At 59.7% G+C, this 16,082-nt stretch carries 14 protein-coding genes and 1 pseudogene; 12 read left to right on the top strand and 3 right to left on the bottom strand.

Annotated features, from left to right (window positions below; translation table 11 throughout):
• Positions 1-327: 327 nt before the first annotated feature.
• Positions 328-2,361, bottom strand: a complete 2,034-nt coding sequence (gene tkt, locus CCGE525_RS25595) for a transketolase (protein ID WP_245472363.1) — start codon at positions 2,359-2,361, stop codon at positions 328-330.
• Positions 2,362-2,965: 604 nt separating this feature from the next.
• Here tkt and CCGE525_RS25590 point away from each other — a divergent pair.
• From CCGE525_RS25590 to CCGE525_RS25535, 11 genes and pseudogenes are all read left to right on the top strand, one after another.
• Positions 2,966-3,499, top strand: a complete 534-nt coding sequence (locus CCGE525_RS25590; protein WP_120707135.1) for a DUF1993 domain-containing protein — start codon at positions 2,966-2,968, stop codon at positions 3,497-3,499.
• A 236-nt stretch (positions 3,500-3,735) separates the two neighbouring features.
• Positions 3,736-4,020, top strand: a complete 285-nt coding sequence (locus tag CCGE525_RS25585) for a hypothetical protein (RefSeq protein ID WP_162950304.1) — start codon at positions 3,736-3,738, stop codon at positions 4,018-4,020.
• A 307-nt stretch (positions 4,021-4,327) separates the two neighbouring features.
• Positions 4,328-5,740, top strand: coding sequence for a glutathione-disulfide reductase (gene gorA, locus CCGE525_RS25580; RefSeq protein WP_120707133.1), 1,413 nt, complete (start codon positions 4,328-4,330; stop codon positions 5,738-5,740).
• Between the two features lie 150 nt (positions 5,741-5,890).
• Entirely contained in the window at positions 5,891-6,331 is a 441-nt protein-coding gene (locus CCGE525_RS25575) for a pseudoazurin (protein ID WP_120707132.1), read from the top strand.
• A 339-nt stretch (positions 6,332-6,670) separates the two neighbouring features.
• Positions 6,671-6,877, top strand: coding sequence for a hypothetical protein (locus CCGE525_RS25570; protein ID WP_120707131.1), 207 nt, complete (start codon positions 6,671-6,673; stop codon positions 6,875-6,877).
• Between the two features lie 402 nt (positions 6,878-7,279).
• Positions 7,280-7,660 carry an ACT domain-containing protein gene (locus CCGE525_RS25565; protein ID WP_120707130.1) on the top strand — a complete coding sequence of 127 codons (381 nt, stop codon included), beginning with the start codon at positions 7,280-7,282 and terminating at the stop codon, positions 7,658-7,660.
• Between the two features lie 657 nt (positions 7,661-8,317).
• A complete protein-coding gene (locus CCGE525_RS25560; RefSeq protein ID WP_120707129.1) occupies positions 8,318-8,719 on the top strand; it encodes an SPW repeat domain-containing protein in 402 nt (133 codons plus the stop codon).
• A 505-nt stretch (positions 8,720-9,224) separates the two neighbouring features.
• Positions 9,225-10,658, top strand: coding sequence for a cytochrome ubiquinol oxidase subunit I (locus tag CCGE525_RS25550; RefSeq protein WP_120707127.1), 1,434 nt, complete (start codon positions 9,225-9,227; stop codon positions 10,656-10,658).
• A gap of 4 nt (positions 10,659-10,662) precedes the next feature.
• Positions 10,663-11,670 carry a cytochrome d ubiquinol oxidase subunit II gene (cydB, locus tag CCGE525_RS25545; protein ID WP_120707126.1) on the top strand — a complete coding sequence of 336 codons (1,008 nt, stop codon included), beginning with the start codon at positions 10,663-10,665 and terminating at the stop codon, positions 11,668-11,670.
• Positions 11,670-11,810, top strand: coding sequence for a DUF2474 family protein (locus tag CCGE525_RS25540; RefSeq protein WP_120707125.1), 141 nt, complete (start codon positions 11,670-11,672; stop codon positions 11,808-11,810). Before cydB ends, CCGE525_RS25540 begins: the two co-directional genes overlap by 1 nt.
• A 126-nt stretch (positions 11,811-11,936) precedes the next feature.
• Positions 11,937-12,071 (top strand): annotated as a pseudogene (locus tag CCGE525_RS25535) (IS6 family transposase); the annotation flags it as partial.
• Positions 12,072-12,159: 88 nt separating this feature from the next.
• Here the strand turns inward: CCGE525_RS25535 and CCGE525_RS25530 are convergent.
• Positions 12,160-12,795, bottom strand: coding sequence for a response regulator transcription factor (locus tag CCGE525_RS25530; RefSeq protein WP_120707124.1), 636 nt, complete (start codon positions 12,793-12,795; stop codon positions 12,160-12,162).
• Between the two features lie 337 nt (positions 12,796-13,132).
• Here CCGE525_RS25530 and CCGE525_RS25525 point away from each other — a divergent pair, with 337 nt between their 5' ends.
• Complete coding sequence (locus tag CCGE525_RS25525; RefSeq protein ID WP_120707123.1) at positions 13,133-13,525, top strand: response regulator transcription factor; 393 nt, start codon at positions 13,133-13,135, stop codon at positions 13,523-13,525.
• Here CCGE525_RS25525 and CCGE525_RS25520 read toward each other — a convergent pair.
• Entirely contained in the window at positions 13,520-15,943 is a 2,424-nt protein-coding gene (locus CCGE525_RS25520; RefSeq protein ID WP_120707122.1) for a PAS domain-containing protein, read from the bottom strand. The genes CCGE525_RS25525 and CCGE525_RS25520 overlap by 6 nt on opposite strands.
• Between the last annotated feature and the right edge of the window lie 139 nt (positions 15,944-16,082).

The following is a 16,082-nucleotide window of genomic DNA, read 5'->3' as shown; positions in this document are numbered from 1 at the left end:
GTTCGCGAGGACAGCAGTCCCGGTAAGCTCCGGGTGATGACGTCGAGCCCTCCAACCGTGCCGCCGCGAGCGAGGCCAAAGATGGATGATCTTGGCGCGACGGCGTTTGCAAGCGACCCCGTCCCTCGCCAGCGTAGAGCCGTATGAAACGTCGAGGATGAAGCACTGGCATTGTGTAGGGACGTACCGATTGCTCGAGCGGCGAGAAATCAGCGCGTTCTCCAGGATCAACTCCGCATGCTCCAAATAGAGGTCTCGATTCTGGCCATGGCACACACTGTCGCGAGAAGCATAGTTCAGGTTGCCGCTCCGCGATGCATGGAACACTTACAGCTCGTGTTCCGAGATGCCGTGGCGAGCCATTCGCACAATGGCTTCCGTCGTGATGCCGAACTTCTCGAAAACGTCTGCCGCCTTGCCTGACGCACCGAATTCGGTGAGACCGACGAAGTAGCCGCTTTCGCCGAGATATCTGTCCCAGGAGTCCCGTATTCCCGCCTCTACCGCCACCCTAATCCCGGAACTTCCCAGGACAGTGCGCCGATATTCCTCGGGTTGCTGCTCGAACAGGAGCCTGCAGGGCATGGAGATTACGCGCGTAGGCACTCCCTCCTGTCGAAGGATCTCGTGGGCTTCCATTGCCAGATGCAGCTCCGACCCCGCAGCAAGGAACGTTACGATGGGTTCGTCGCTTTCCGCTTCCAAAACCACGTACGCCCCTTTTGCCGACTTGTTGCCCGGGGAGTGGTCATGGCGGACCGGCGGCAGAGCCTGCCTGGAGAGTGCGATCAGCGATGGGCCCTCGTTGCGCTCGAGGATCGCTTGCCAGCACTCAGCCGTTTCGACGCCGTCGGCGGGCCGGAACACTGCAAGGTGGGGAATGGCTCTGAGAGCGCTCAGTTGTTCGACAGGCTGGTGCGTCGGGCCGTCCTCGCCGAGGCCAATCGAGTCGTGCGTCATCACGAATACGGTCAGTGCGCGCATCATCGCGGCCAACCGGATGCTGGGTCTGCAATAGTCCGAAAACGCCAGAAACGTCCCACCATAAGGCCGCAGGCCGCCATGCAGGGCCATCCCGTTCATGGCCGCAGCCATGCCGTGCTCGCGCACACCATAGTGGAGGTACGACCCCGAGAATTTCCCCGGTGCGATTTCCTTCTGGATGTCCGTCTTCACGTTGTTGGATGGGGTCAAGTCGGCTGATCCGCCAATGAGTTCAGGCATCGCGACGGTCAAATGCTCGAGGACCAAGCCGCTCGCCTTGCGGGTCGCCATCGGGGTATCCGTACCGCTCATCTCGTTGATGGCTCGCGCGATCGCCTTCCGCCACTGCGCTGGCAACACCCCTCGCATTCGTCGCTCGAACTCGATCTTGACTGGAATGGGGGAGGCGTCCAATCGGTTCAGCCATTGCCGGCGCGTGGCCTCACCCCTCGATCCCACACCGCGCCACGCGTCAATCAGCGGTTCCGGAATCTCGAAAGGCTTGGAATTCCATTCGAGAAGTTCACGGGCACCGGAGACTTCGTCCTCTCCCGGCGTGTCGCTGTGCGCCTTGCGCGTCCCGGAGATTGTCGGGAACCCGAAGCCGATGACGGTCTTGCATGAAATAAGCGAGGGACGGTCCGTAACCGCCTGAGCATTGTGTATGGCCTCCCTGATCGCATCGGTATCGTGCCCGTCAATTTCCTGGACGTGCCAGTTTGACGCGGCAAACCTCGCCGCCTGGTCGTCGGAGACGGCAAGCGACGTGGGGCCGTCGATGGTGATAGCGTTGTTGTCGAAGAACGCGATCAGCTTGCCGAGCTTCAGGTGACCCGCAAGCGAAATGACCTCGTGACTGATGCCTTCCATCAGACAGCCGTCCCCCATGAAGACGTAGGTAAAATGGTCTTGCAGGTCATCCCCGAAGGTCGCGTTGAGGACGCGCTCGGCGATCGCGAACCCGACAGCATTCCCTACCCCCTGACCGAGTGGCCCCGTCGTCGTTTCGATGCCCGGGATGTGCCAATACTCGGGGTGTCCCGCAGTGTTACTGCCGACCTGTCGGAACCTTCGAATGTCGTCCATTGTGATGCCCTCGTATCCCGTCAGGTTGAGGACGCTGTACAGCAGAAGGCAGCCGTGGCCATTGGAGATGACGAATCTGTCCCGGTCTGGCCAGGAAGGGTCCTTGGGGTCAAACTTCATGAAGTCGCGGAACAGCACGGTCGCGATGTCCGCCATTCCCATTGGCATGCCCGGGTGTCCACTCGTCGCGTTCTGGACGGCGTCGGCTGCGATGAACCGAATGCAGTTAGCCATATCGCGCAGAACCGGATCGCGTGGGGCCGGAAATTTTCTGGGCTGTCCACTCGTCATATCAGTCGGCATAGTCTGGGCCTTTTTTAAGATAGTGCTCGGTAATGCAAGCTCCGGCATTCGTTTGGCTTGTCGTCGACGCAGCCACAAAAGTGGCTTCACGCTCTCACCCGATCGCGATGTCGACGATACGCCCAACACCGAAGCTGGCAGCATTTCCAGCAAAGCCAATCCGGCATAGCAGTACCAATGAAACGTCGGAATAGAATCGATAACCAATTCGCTGCCTGTACTTCATGCGCCGATCTTTCCCCGCGGGAAGGCCCGACGAACACTTTCGAGCTGCCGCCCCGGGATCTCCTCTCCGGGCGCTTCCGACCGATTCCGAGACATTATCGATCCTGACTCTCGTATAGCCTCGCCGCGGTCAGTTACCGGCAGGAATGGAAACCATCTCTAGCGGTTATTGGCGTGGCCCAAAAGTCGATCCTACACTGAGTGCTCGAACACATCGCGGCGCCGTCTAGAGCCACCCGGAGGATTTTTCGATGTTTCACCGTTTCGACACCACGCAAGCGAAAGAGGATCGCCGGTTGGATCGTTGCGACATCTACGTTTTGCGGGGGCCGACGGCGATGGCGACAACTTCAGAAGGAATGAGGCAGTGAGTTTCAGCGTCTACGACACCATCATCCCCGGTATGACGCACGGATTTGCCGTGCTGGATACTTATCTCGACCACGGCAAGGCGTTCGAGAAAGAAAAGGGCCTCCAGTCCGGCGACGTGTTGCGCGCCCGGCTTGCGCCCGACATGCTGACCTTCGGAGAGCAGTTTAGCGTCGCCGCCAACAAAGCGGAACGACACCTGTCGTTCCTCATCGGCCGGGATCCAACTGCTCCCCCTGCCGTTGAGCAGACTTATGCCGCCCTTAAAACCCGCGTGACAAGCGTTCGCGCGTTCCTGCAATCGATAACGCCCGAGCAGCTCAGCGGAGCGGAATCTCGGACATACCAGCTCACGCCTCCTATTGTGCGCGGCTGGTTCGGCGGCGCCGACTACATTTTTTACCTGGTGATCCCTGACTTCTACTTTCACCTCGCGACGGCGCACGACATCCTCCGACACCTCGGCGCGAACGTGGGCAAGCGAGACTACCTCGGATGGCTCAATATGGAAAATCCGTTGGGATACTCATGAGCGTCAACTCCGTTCAACGGCGTCGCATGGCCGCGGAACGAACGGCCGGTCCCAGCAAAGCTTGCGGCGACGAGACACGTGGCACAAGGAAGTCTTCGCTTAAACGTGCCGCCGGCTGCGCAATAATAACCCGCTCGCAGATGGCTGCAAATTAGACAGGGTGCCAGAACAAACGGCCTTACCAAAGGAGGCGTCAAATGCGTCCACCGCATAATGAGAAGACAACCTTCCTTGTCTTGTTCCAGACCGATATCAATCGGGGATACATGTGCAACTACAGTGACATCCAACGAGAGCTCGAGCGGCTCGGCGAGGACGTCGTCGAGTGTCGGACCGACACTTGGTTCGTCGAATCGCAATTGAGCGCTGGCGAGATCAGCACGCAGTTGCGGCGTAACCTCAGCGGCGCCGAGAGCCTGTTTGTCGCGGCGCTCGGGTCGGACATCGCGTTTTTTGGTATCCTGCCCGAGAAGATCGCCGCGGTTGCGCGCCACTCCGCCGAGCCCAAGCCGAGCGTCTAGGCGCAGCCCGCCGCGAGGCGCCTTCTATTCCAGTATTCGATCGGGCCTGCCTCAGCCCGGTGATTCCGGAGCCTGTCGGGCTCGATACGGAAAATCCGGAATGTGATGGCGCAAGCCCGAAACCCCTACCGCCAACGCCGGCGCGACCCCTGAAGCTCCAAGAACGTGACCTGTCTCTTCATCCATGGACGGGGCGCTGCTGGAATGGTTGGCCGGCACTTGATACGAACCGATTGGAACCAACGTGAACAACTTAGATTCCGAACTGGGACTCGTCGCCGTCCCCTCACCGCCTGCAGAGAATTCCGTGTCGAAAGAAGGAGAGTCGCCCGAATTCGACGTTGACCTTTTCGTGATCGGCGGAGGATCCGGCGGAATTCGCGCGGCGCGCGTCGCCGCAGGCCACGGTGCGCGCGTGATGCTGGCAGAGGAGTCCCGCCTGGGCGGGACATGCGTCATCAGGGGCTGCGTGCCGAAGAAGCTTTTTGTCTATGCGAGCCGTTTTGCCGATGCCCTCGACGAGGCGGCAAACTTCGGCTGGAAGATATCGCTTCCCCGTTTCGATTGGCCTTCGCTGGTGGCAGCCAAGGACAGGGAAATCGCTCGCCTCGAGGGCTTGTACGCGCAGGGGCAATCCGAGGCGGGCGTGGAGGTAGTCCATTCGCGTGCGATGCTGGAGGACGCACACACGGTACGCCTCGCTGACGGGCGCAGCCTCCGCGCCGACATCATCTTGATTGCGACTGGCGCGAAGCCCGAGCTTCCGCCATTCGAAGGCATCGAGTTGGGCATCACCTCTGATGCAGCCTTCGACCTCAAGGAGTTCCCGCGACGCCTTGTCATCGGTGGTGCCGGCTACATTGCAATGGAGTTCGCGGGACTGTTCGACGCACTTGGCAGTGACGTCACAGTCGTGTGCCGCGGAAGCAATGTCCTGCGCGGCTTCGACGAAGACATGCGTCAAGCCATTACCGCTTCCTACACGAATCGCGGGATCAAGGTGTTGCTCGGCGACAGCATCAAGCGCCTGGCGTCCGGGAAGGTCGGCGGAGGCGGACAGAGGCCAGCCGCGATCGATGTCGTCACTGAGCAGGGCGCGCGCCTTACTGCCGATCAGGTGCTACTGGCCTTCGGGCGGACGCCCAACACCATCGGACTTGGGCTGGAGCGCGCTGGAGTAAAGACCGATGAGAAAGGTGCAATCATCGTCGACGCCAGCTCGCGCACCAGCGTCCCCAACATCTTCGCCGTCGGTGATGTTTCCAACCAGTTCAAACTGACACCGGTGGCAATCCGCGAAGGCCACGCCTTCGCGGACAGCGTCTTTGGGGACAAGCCGTGGCGGGTCGACTACGCCAACGTGCCGACGTCCGTGTTCTCGAGCCCGGAGATTGGAACGGTCGGACTAACGGAACTAGAGGCGCGCGCCGGATACGCAGTCGTCGACGTCTACAAAGCGCGCGTCCGCCCGCTGGCGGCGGGTGTCACCGGAAACTGCGAAACCGCGCTGCTCAAGCTCGTGGTCGACGGTGAGAGTGATCGAATTCTCGGCACACATCTCTTCGCCGAAGACGCAAGCGAGATGATCCAAGCCCTGTCGATCGCATTGGCGAGCGGCGCGACAAGGGCGGGCTTCATGTCGACGATGGCCGTGCATCCCACGTTCAGCGAGGAACTCCTTGCAATGCAGACACCGACGATCCGGTACGATCGCCGATAGTCGACTTCGGCTCCTTCGGAGCGCTCGGCAGATCGGCGATCGACGCGGGCTTCGTCGCCTTCGCGACGGTCTCCTGATTGACCCCGTAACGCGTCAAAACCGCCCTCAGCAAATCATGTTTATCCACCCCAAGTAATAAAGGAACCAGATATGAAAAACCTCAGTGTCACCGTGCTTTTGGCGCTCTCGATCCTTACTCCCGTAGGAGCCCGGGCCGCCGAGTACGAGGTCAGAATGTTGAACAAGGGCACTGACGGACAGGCGATGACGTTCGAGCCGGCCTTCCTGCATATTCAGCCGGGGGATACGGTGCATTTCAAGCCGGTTGATAAGGGACACAATGTCGATACGATACCCGGCATGCTGCCGGATGGGGCGGCGGCGATGAAAGGCGCCATTTCCCACGCCGTGGATATGACTTTCCAGGCGCCCGGCCTCTACGGCTATCGCTGTGTGCCTCATTTCGGAATGGGAATGGTCGGCCTAATCGAGGTCGGCAACACGCCGGCGAACCAGGCTGCTGCGCTGCAGGCGAAAATGCCACCGTTGGCGAAAAAGCGGATGGATACCTTGGTTTCGCAGCTGCAGTGACATTTGCGGATACCACCTGGGTGCCGGCGCTGCGATCCGCCGCCGCGTCGGCCAGCTAAACCGGCCGCCAACCACCCCGGCGCTTTGCAAGGTGGGTATTGTGGGCCGGCGGTCACCATACTCCTCGCGCGCCGGACCACAGTCACCGAAGTAGCGCCGACATATTTGGAGTTCGCGCGCGATGACATCATCACATCAATAACGATGAGCAATATCTCGGGAAGGACCCTTTCGGATCCCGTTGCCAGGGGATGAAATTGATAACTTGTGGCCATTCTCAAAATAAACGGGAGAACCGCGGCCTGTCTGCCGCTAATATATTCAACTGAAGGACCGACGATGAGCGACGTGACCGATGCGATAAGTGAAATCGAGGAGCGAATCTCCATTGCGCGAGACGGCTTGCGAGAATTGAGGGAACAAGCAACGGCTGCGCGAGACGAGACTCTCGTCGCGGAACGGGTGGCGGAACACGAGGATGAAATCGCGCGACTGACATTGCTACTCGCTGAATTGCAGAGTGGAGCCGCCCCCTTTCTCGCATAGCAACGGGAGCGATCCATCGACCCGTTTTCCTAGCGATGGATGTCTCCCGCTTTCCACTTCACGGGTCCCGTTTATACGGCTTCTTCAGATCTGCGGAAGCGCCTCTGCTCCATCTTCAGGGGTCGACGGCAATTTATCACTGGCGCCTTCCTTCGCTGTGGCATCGACAAGGCGCGTCCAGCGCGCCTTGTCGATGCCGTGCATACGCCGCCGTTCGCGAGCTTCTCAGTTGTGCCGTCCTATCACGCGACGCTCCGACCAGGGCCGTTAAAAGCCGTGTCGGGCAGCGCGCTACTGCGTTTGAGACACGCCTTTTGGATTTCCGGACGCGCCGCGCTGTGCCGCGGCTGTGTTTTGTGGCGGGGGAACAGATTATCATCGATGTGAGGAAAGGATTTTGGTGTGGCAACAGTCGAACTGAAGCAACTGTCTGGTGAATACACGATCGCCAAGCTCCCTGTGCTGGCGTCGATCCCCTCATGGGGCGACGGTGAGGGCTTTGTCAGCATAAGCCGTGGCGACGACGAGTTGTCGGTGATCTGCTTGAGGGACCGCGTGCCCACATCCGTGAAGAGCGAAGGTAATTGGGCCTGCTTCAAGGTTGAAGGCCCGTTCGTGTTCGGCGAGATGAGCATCGTGCTCTCAGTCGTGGAATCGGTGCCGGAACACGGCGTTGGCGTGCTCGCTGTCTCAACTTTCAACGGGAACTATCTCCTGGTGCGGAGCCAAGACGCCGCGGCCGCGATCGACTTTTTCATCGCCGCCGGGCACCGCGTTGAATAGGTGATTGCAGCAGCGCGAGAGACCGATGATCTGACACTCGGGAGGGGGCCTATAGCGACCGGACCAATCTGGTACCGCGTTCGCAGATTTGCCTGGGCATGCTCTAACGAACAGCTTCAAGACACTTATCGTGTTCGATCTGTCGTTCGCGTGTGATGCGATGCTGGCCAATCTTAATCGGCGAGTTGTTCCGGGTCGAAGTCGTTTCGCCAGATGGATATACACGGACATTTTTGATTGAATACGCCATCAGCTTACGGAGGTTGGCGTGACATGCCGCGCCTGAAATCGCAGTCCATGGGGCCATTGGTTTCAATGACACTCTAGAACCGCATCGGATGCTGCTTGACCTCGGTCATCGACCGAAAGCCATCGCCGCACATTTCGCGAGCGACGAGCTTATCAGCCTGTCGGGCGAAAGGCGGGCCTGGGCTCCCGACCGGATTGACCCATGCATTTTCCGGTCCGGGGTGTCACGGGTTGATGGAATGAATATGATAACAAGCGGGCATTTCTAAACCATTCGGCGGAGGACTAGATTCAACGGGTACCGCACTCAATACGTCTGGCGCCAGCTTCATCTGCGCTCGACAACTGCCAGTATTTTAGCGGTGCGAATTCGATCACGACCTGTCAACCGAGTCTGGAGAACCCGCAATGCCGTTCCGCTTCGTCACCAAATCTATCCACGCCTATCTCATCGACTATCCCGTAGCGATTGTCCTGCTCGCTGCGCCTTTCGTTTTGAAGCTTGGTCATAGTGGCCCGGTCGCCATGTGGCTTTCGGTAATCACGGGCGTCGCGGCGCTAATATTGCCCATCTTGACCGATCATCAGACCGGCCTCATTAGGATAATTCCCTATTCGATCCACCTCTGGATCGATCGGGCAGTTGGAATAGTATTCCTTGCCGCGGTCTTCGCGTTCGGTTTCACCGGCATCGACGGATGGTACTACGGCGTCCTCGGCATCGCTGTTCTCCTCACCACTTCGGTTCTTAACGCCCCTGAGCCATCGATCTCGGTGCATGGTGCAATGGGCGCCCGCGACACATTCTGAATCGGCTGCTGCGCCCCGGCGACCGTTGAGAGCTCGCCGGGGCGTTTTTCCATTGGCCACTTCGGCGAACCACTCCGCAGAGTGGGAACAGCGTAGGCTAGCCTCATTTCTAAAGCCTCGGGCGGGGACAAGCTTCCCCTGCACCTCACCGAAGAAGGCCCGTGCAGCGCGAGCGCAGCCATTTCACCGGCTTGGAAAACCTGGAACGCGGCGCAATCGCCCGCTGTTGTTGACGACCTAACCTCAACCCAACACGGAGGATTCGAGCCTTGCCAATGCACTTTGCAGACCTCGTCCAACCCGACTGTGCACAGGAAACCAATAAGATTGGGGAGGTCAAGCGACGGGTCATCGCACTCGGCAAATACGATCTCGATGCCGTGGGTAATTGTATCTCCCGGCTCTCCATCGACGTGCGAACAAATTCGGCGGTGACATTCGATTGGTCGACCCGACAGCGAGGCTTGGGACCGGTCGGGGGCACAGAGCTGAAGGGGGAGACGACATGCCCGGACTGACGGCCCTGGAACTCGCGCGCATCCAGTTTGGTTTCACGATTTCCTTTCACATCATCTTTCCGGCGATCTCCATCGGGCTCGCGAGCTATCTGGCGGTACTCGAAGGCCTGTGGCTATGGAGGCAGGAGCCGGTGTACCGTGACCTCTATCATTTCTGGTCGGAGATCTTCGCCGTCAACTTCGCGATGGGCGTCGTCTCCGGCCTCGTCATGGCCTATCAGTTCGGTACCAACTGGAGCTATTTCTCGGCCTTCGCCGGCAGCATCACCGGGCCGCTTTTGACTTATGAGGTGTTGACGGCCTTCTTCCTGGAGGCCGGCTTCCTTGGCGTCATGCTGTTTGGCTGGAACAAGGTCGGACCTGGCTTGCACTTCTTCGCGACGATCATGGTGGCGCTCGGTACCTTAATTTCTTCGACCTGGATCCTGGCCTCCAACAGTTGGATGCAGACGCCACAGGGCTTCGAGGTCATCGACGGCCGCGTCGTACCGGTCGACTGGCTGAAGGTGATCTTCAATCCTTCCTTCCCCTACCGTCTGGCGCATATGACGATCGCCGCCTATCTTGCGACGGCGCTCTTCGTTGGGGCGTCCGGTGCCTGGCATGTGCTGCGCGGGCGGGCGACGCCGCCGGTGCGCACCATGCTCTCGATGGCGATGTGGATGGTCCTTGTCGTGGCGCCGATCCAAATTTTCGTCGGCGACCAGCACGGACTCAATACGCTTCGGCACCAGCCGGCCAAGATCGCAGCCATCGAGGGGCACTGGGAGAAGGCGTCGGGCGAAAGTGTGCCGCTCATCCTCTTCGGCATCCCTGACATGACGGCGGAGAAGACCCGCTATGCGATCGAGATCCCCTATCTCGGCAGCCTGATCCTCACCCACGACATCAATGGCCATGTTCCCGGTCTCAAGGAATTCGCGCCAGAGGATCGGCCGAACTCCACCGTCGTCTTCTGGACCTTTCGATTGATGGTCGGGGTCGGGATGCTGATGCTGCTACTCGGCCTCTGGAGCCTTTATCTTCGCTGGCGTGGCGACCTGTACGACTCGAAGCTCTTCCTGCGCTTTGCAACAGCAATGGGCCCAGCCGGGCTGATCGCGATCCTCGCGGGCTGGCTGACGACCGAAATCGGCCGCCAGCCGTGGGTCGTTTATGGCGTCATGCGCACAAAGGACGCGGTCTCCAACCATTCGGCGCTGGCGCTCTCCACGACACTGATCGTCTTCATTGTGATGTATTTCGCGGTCTTCGGCACAGGAGTCAGCTACATGCTGAAGCTGGTCGCCAAGGGGCCGCAACCCTTCGATGATCTTCCGCCGCACGATAAGGGGCAATCTCGGAGGCCGGCGCGTCCGCTCTCGGCGGTCTCCGGCAACATCACTCCATCGGTCAATCTTTCCCGGCAGAAGGAGGCCTGAAACCATGGGCATCGATCTTCCTCTCATATGGGCGATCATCATCGGTTTTGGCCTCATGATGTATGTCATCATGGATGGTTTCGATCTCGGCATCGGCATCCTCTTTCCCTTCATCGGAAACCGCGAGGATCGCGACACCATGGTCAATACCGTCGCTCCGGTCTGGGACGGAAACGAGACCTGGCTTGTATTCGGGGGAGCGGCGTTGTTGGCGGCCTTCCCCCTTGCCTATTCAGTTATCCTTAGCGCGCTTTACCTGCCGTTGTTGCTGATGCTGGCTGGCTTGATCTGGCGCGGCGTCGCCTTCGAGTTCCGTTTCAAGGCAGAGGAAGCTCACAGGCCTTTCTGGGACAAAGCCTTCGCTTGGGGCTCCTATATCGCCACCTTCTCGCAAGGTGTAGTGCTCGGCGCCTTCCTCAACGGGTTCAACGTCGTCGACGGCGCCTACGCGGGCGGCTCCTTTGACTGGCTGACGCCGTTCAGCCTGTTCACCGGCCTCAGCCTTCTCGTCTCCTATGCGCTGCTCGGCTCGACATGGCTGATTATGAAGACGGAAGGAGCGCTTCAGCTGTGCATGAAGAAACTGGCACGGCCGGTGACGCTCGCCCTGCTCGCCATCATCATCATCGTCAGCCTGTGGACCCCTTTTTCCCATCCAGATGTCGCGAGCCGCTGGTTCTCGCTACCGAACATAGTCTTCTTCGCGCCGGTGCCGATCCTCGTTGTGCTCGCTACATGGGCAATAATCCTCAGCCTTGGTCAAGACGCTCAGGCCGCCCCGTTTGTCCTCGCCCTCTTCCTGCTCTTTCTCGGTTACAGCGGGCTCGCGATCAGCCTCTGGCCGAACATCATCCCGCCGTCGATCTCGATCTGGGATGCCGCTGCACCGTCGCAGAGCATGGGCTTCACGCTGGTCGGCGCGCTCTTCATCATCCCCGTCATCCTCGCCTATACCGCCTGGTCCTATTACGTATTCCGCGGCAAGGTGAAATCCGGCGAAGGCTATCACTAATGCCGGCCGCGACGACCCGCGAGGAATGGCTGCGCCGACTTGGCTGGCTGGTCCTTATCTGGGCGGCGAGCGTCGCAGCGCTTGCGGTTGTTGCCATGCTATTCAGATTGCTGATGGAGTTTGTCGGACTTGCACTGTAGCAATTCCACGAGGGAGTCGTTTGAGGTGGCGCCTGCGTTGCCAAGACGCGCTCTAGGAGACCTTTCGGGACCTGGTGCGAGCTGAGACTTCCGCCGGTTGGTTGGAGGACGAGGGGTCCTGGCAACCTGAAACTGATGCGAAAGCTGCTGAAAGGCCAGGGCATGACGCGGCGTGTCATGATCACCGACAAGCTCAGGTCCTACGATGCAGCCAAGAGGCAAATCATGCCCGGTGTCGAGCATCGTCGCCCGCAAGACCTTTGCCATGCACCGTTGTGACGGATGGCGGCGAACAATGACCTAGTGTATCTGATTGACAGGAATAGTGCCTCGCCGAACGCTGTACAGCTCACGAGCGTTGCGGCTTGTCGGGCACCAGCTTGAGCTTCTCCGCCATTCGGCCCAGCTCGGGAAGCGAACCGGCCTTCATCTTCTGCATAGCCCTGCTCCGATGCACCTTCACGGTGGCTTCGGCGATGCCGATATCATAGGCAATCTGTTTGCTCAGGCGGCCGCGAGCGACCTCAATCATGATCTCGCGCTCCCTCGGACTGAGCGAGCCGAAGCGCGCCCTAAGGTCGACCAGGTCCTTCTCGTTTTCCCGGCGTGCGCGATCACGGGAAAGGCCGAGTTGAATGGCGTCGAGGAGATCCTGATCGCGATACGGCTTGGTCAGGAATTCGATGGCACCTCTCTTCATCGCCTGCACGGACATCGGGATGTCGCCGTGCCCCGTGACGAAGATGATAGGTATTTCCCTGTTTGCCTCGGCGAGCTCGCGCTGCAAATCAAGACCGCTTTGCCCCGGCAATCTGACGTCGAGCACTAGGCAGGTCGGCCCATCCGGTGGATCGGACCTGAGAAAATCGGCAATGGACCCAAACAGCTGGGCGGTGACACCGACCGATCGCAATAAGCGCCCGACCGAGGCTCGAACCTCCGGATCGTCGTCGATGACCAAGACGGTGGAGTTTGGGTCAAGCATCGCGCCCCCTGGGTCAAAGGACCACGGAAATGAACCTTTGTCTCAGTTTTCAAATTTGTTCCACCCACTCATTTCTAATCCCAATCACTCGACCTGAACAGCCTCATCCAATTCTGGAGCATTCGGAGACATAGACCAAAGTCTACGCACGAGGAGGCGCCTCTCCGGCCTCCTCTGGTGCCGCGGCCGCGCAACTTCACCCCGGGATAAGCCAAAGTTTACAGAGCACTGGCGTCGCACAAGTGGCATTCTTGGTCGGGATCACAGAGTCGCACCCAGGGCGGCGGGCACTATTGGGCTGCTTACACGGTGGTTCGAGCGAACTGCTAAAGGCGGCATGATGAAGAAGTTATTGGTTTCAGTCGTTGACGATGATCGGTTCTTTCGCGAGTCCCTGCGAAGGCTCATGAGGTCGTTGGGCTACACCGTCGAGGCTTTTCCGTCAGCAGCCGATTTCCTCGCATCCCCTCGCCTCACGGAAACGGCTTGCCTCATCGCCGACATCCACATGCCTGCCATGACTGGGCTCGAACTGTACCGACACCTTGTCGATACGGAGCGAAGGATTCCGACAATCCTCGTGACAGCCTACCCCAATGATGCTGATCGGGCCCGCGCACTGAATAATGGTGTCGTCTGCTATCTGCGCAAGCCAGTGGATGAGGACGATCTCAAGAGGTGTGTTAGCTCAGTGCTTACGGCAGGTGGAACGAGAGCAGGAGATTCATGATCTCGCTTCTGCGCCAGGCAAGGTGAACTGAAATATAGCGCCGCGAGGCTCGTTTGGCTCCGCCCACAGCCGACCCCCGTGGGCATCGATGATGGACCGGCATATCGACAAGCCCATCCCAGTTCCGCTGGGCTTGGTGGTATAGAACGCCTCGAAAACGCGCTCCAACTGCTTCGGATCGATCCCTGGCCCGGTGTCGCGGACTGCCACGACGACTTCAGTGCCGTCTTGTTGGGTGCTGATCAACAGCTCTCGTGGCCCCATCTCGACCGCCTTGATCGCTTCGACCGCGTTAAGGATCAGGTTGAGGATGACTTGCTGTAGTTGAACCCGATCCCCCTCGACGACACCCAACCCGTTGGCAAACCGGGTCTGGACCGAAACCGCTTTTTCGATGGTTACGCTTCGCGCTAATGCGATCATTTCATCGATGGCAGCGTTGAGATCAAAGCACTCTTTTCTCGGCGGAGCCTTCTTCATTTGCTTGCGAATGCGGTCGATGATGGCCCCTGCTCGATCGGAATCGCCGACAACGCAGGCGAGCGCTTCCCTGACCTCGCCTAAGTCCGGCGGCTGTATGTCAAGAAAATTCTGGGCTGCGCGGGCATTGTTGCGCGCACTGGCGATCGGTTGCGTGATTTCGTGAGACAGCGAGGCAGCCAATTCTCCCATCGTGCTTACCCGGTTCATGTGAGCGAAATCCGATTGCATCTGCCGCAATCGCGACAGCGCCTCTTCGGCATGCACCTGATCATCTATGTCGCGAGAGAGGCCGTACCACTGAACGATGCGCCCGCTCTCATCCCGCAGTGGCTCCGCGCTGCCTTCCATCCAGCGATAAACGCCATCTGAACGCCGCAGGCGATACTTCTTGGAGAAGCGATCGCCGGTGACGAAGGAATGGTTGAGCGCTTCCTTGAGGCTGTCCGCATCATCGGGATGGACGGCGCCCTCTATAATGGCCGCCAGCCGGCCCATGCCAGGCTTCTCCGCATCTGCTATCGCTGTGCCGAGAAAATTCCTCAGTCGCTTGCTGAGGAAAGTGGGCTCTCCCTCCGGACTCAATCTCCAGATGAGGCTCGGAAGCATCTCCACGAGCTGCGAGAACTCGCGCTCCCGGTCGCGCAAGGCCTCCTCGGCTTTCTTGCGCTCCGTGATATCGATGAAGCCGACCAGGCTCTTGTCGGCGACTGCGCCGGGGCGAGCGGTCGTGAAAAGGACATCGATGACGCCGCCGTCGATTCGCGCCACCTTGGTCTCTTCCTGGAAAACCTCCTCACCGCGATAACGGGCCTCGATGGAGCGGCGGATGGTGGAAATGCCCGGCTGCCAGTAGCGGGTAATCGGGCCGCGCATCTCCTCTGCATTCCTTGCGCCGAACATTTTGATGGTGTGCCGGTTGACCTCTTCGACTTCCAGCGCTTCCAGCGCACGCGGCAGGAATTCGGGGTGCTCGTCGATATAGGTTTGGAGATCCGTTACACCTCGTGCCCGCAACTCCTTGAACAGGGGAACGAGCTTGCTCGCATCCACCTGGGTGAGCCCGATCGGCATATAATGGAACAGGTCGCGGTAGCGGCGCTCGCTTTTCTGCAAATCCTCTTCTGCGTGCACTTGATCGTCAATATCTTGGCAGAGGCCGTACCACTGAACGATGCGCCCGTCCTCGTCCCGCAATGGCTCGGCGCGGCTCGACATCCAGCGATGGACGCCGTCAGCGCGGCGCAGGCGATACCGCATGGCGAAACTCTCGCCGGTGACGAGGCAGCGGTTGAGGGCGTCCCTAAACTTCGCTGCGTCGTCCGGGTGGATGGTCTCTATAATCGCGTCCAGCCGGCTCATCCCCGGCCTGTCCGTATCCGCTACGTCCAGGCCGAGGAAATCAACCATGCGCTTGTTGAAGAAGGTCGGCTCGCCGTCCGGCGTCAGCCGCCAAAGGTGACTCGGAACCATGTCTACAAGCTGCGAGAACTCCCGCTCCCGGTCGCGAAGCGCCGCCTCGGCCCGCTTCTGGTCGTCAATGTCCATTGTCGTGCCGTACCATTGGGTGATACGCCCCTGACTATCGCGTGAGGGTCGTCCTGCGTTTCGAAACCAGCGATACACACCATCGGCGCGGCGCAGACGATGCTCTGTGTCATAGTGATCGCCCGTTTCGAGGCAATGGCGCCATCTGGCGGCGACTCGATCATAATCGTCGGGATGGACGACCCGACGCCAGCCGAACTCATCCTCGCCGTCGGGAATATTAAGATCTTCGCGCGCGTTACCGAGGAAAGCCAGGGTGTTTGGACTGACATACGTGAACCTTCCGGTGGCGTCGGCCGACCATGCGTGGCCGGGCATGCTCTCGATAATTTGCAGCGCGCGCTTTGCTTCGGAGTCGTTTTCGCCAGGTGAGTTGGATGCTGTCGTCATTGGCTACTCCAGCCGGACAAAGAAGGACTGGGGACTATCGGTGCTTAATATAGCACTTGCTCCAGGACGGTTCAGGCTCCACTTCTGGTGCGGTGGGCGCGTATGAGGTGGTGCCGGTCGACACGAGCGAGGGGAAGCA

Origin of the sequence: Rhizobium jaguaris (assembly GCF_003627755.1) — a bacterium.
In the GTDB taxonomy this organism is placed as follows: domain Bacteria; phylum Pseudomonadota; class Alphaproteobacteria; order Rhizobiales; family Rhizobiaceae; genus Rhizobium; species Rhizobium jaguaris.
This window is presented reverse-complemented; position numbering and strand designations above follow the sequence as displayed.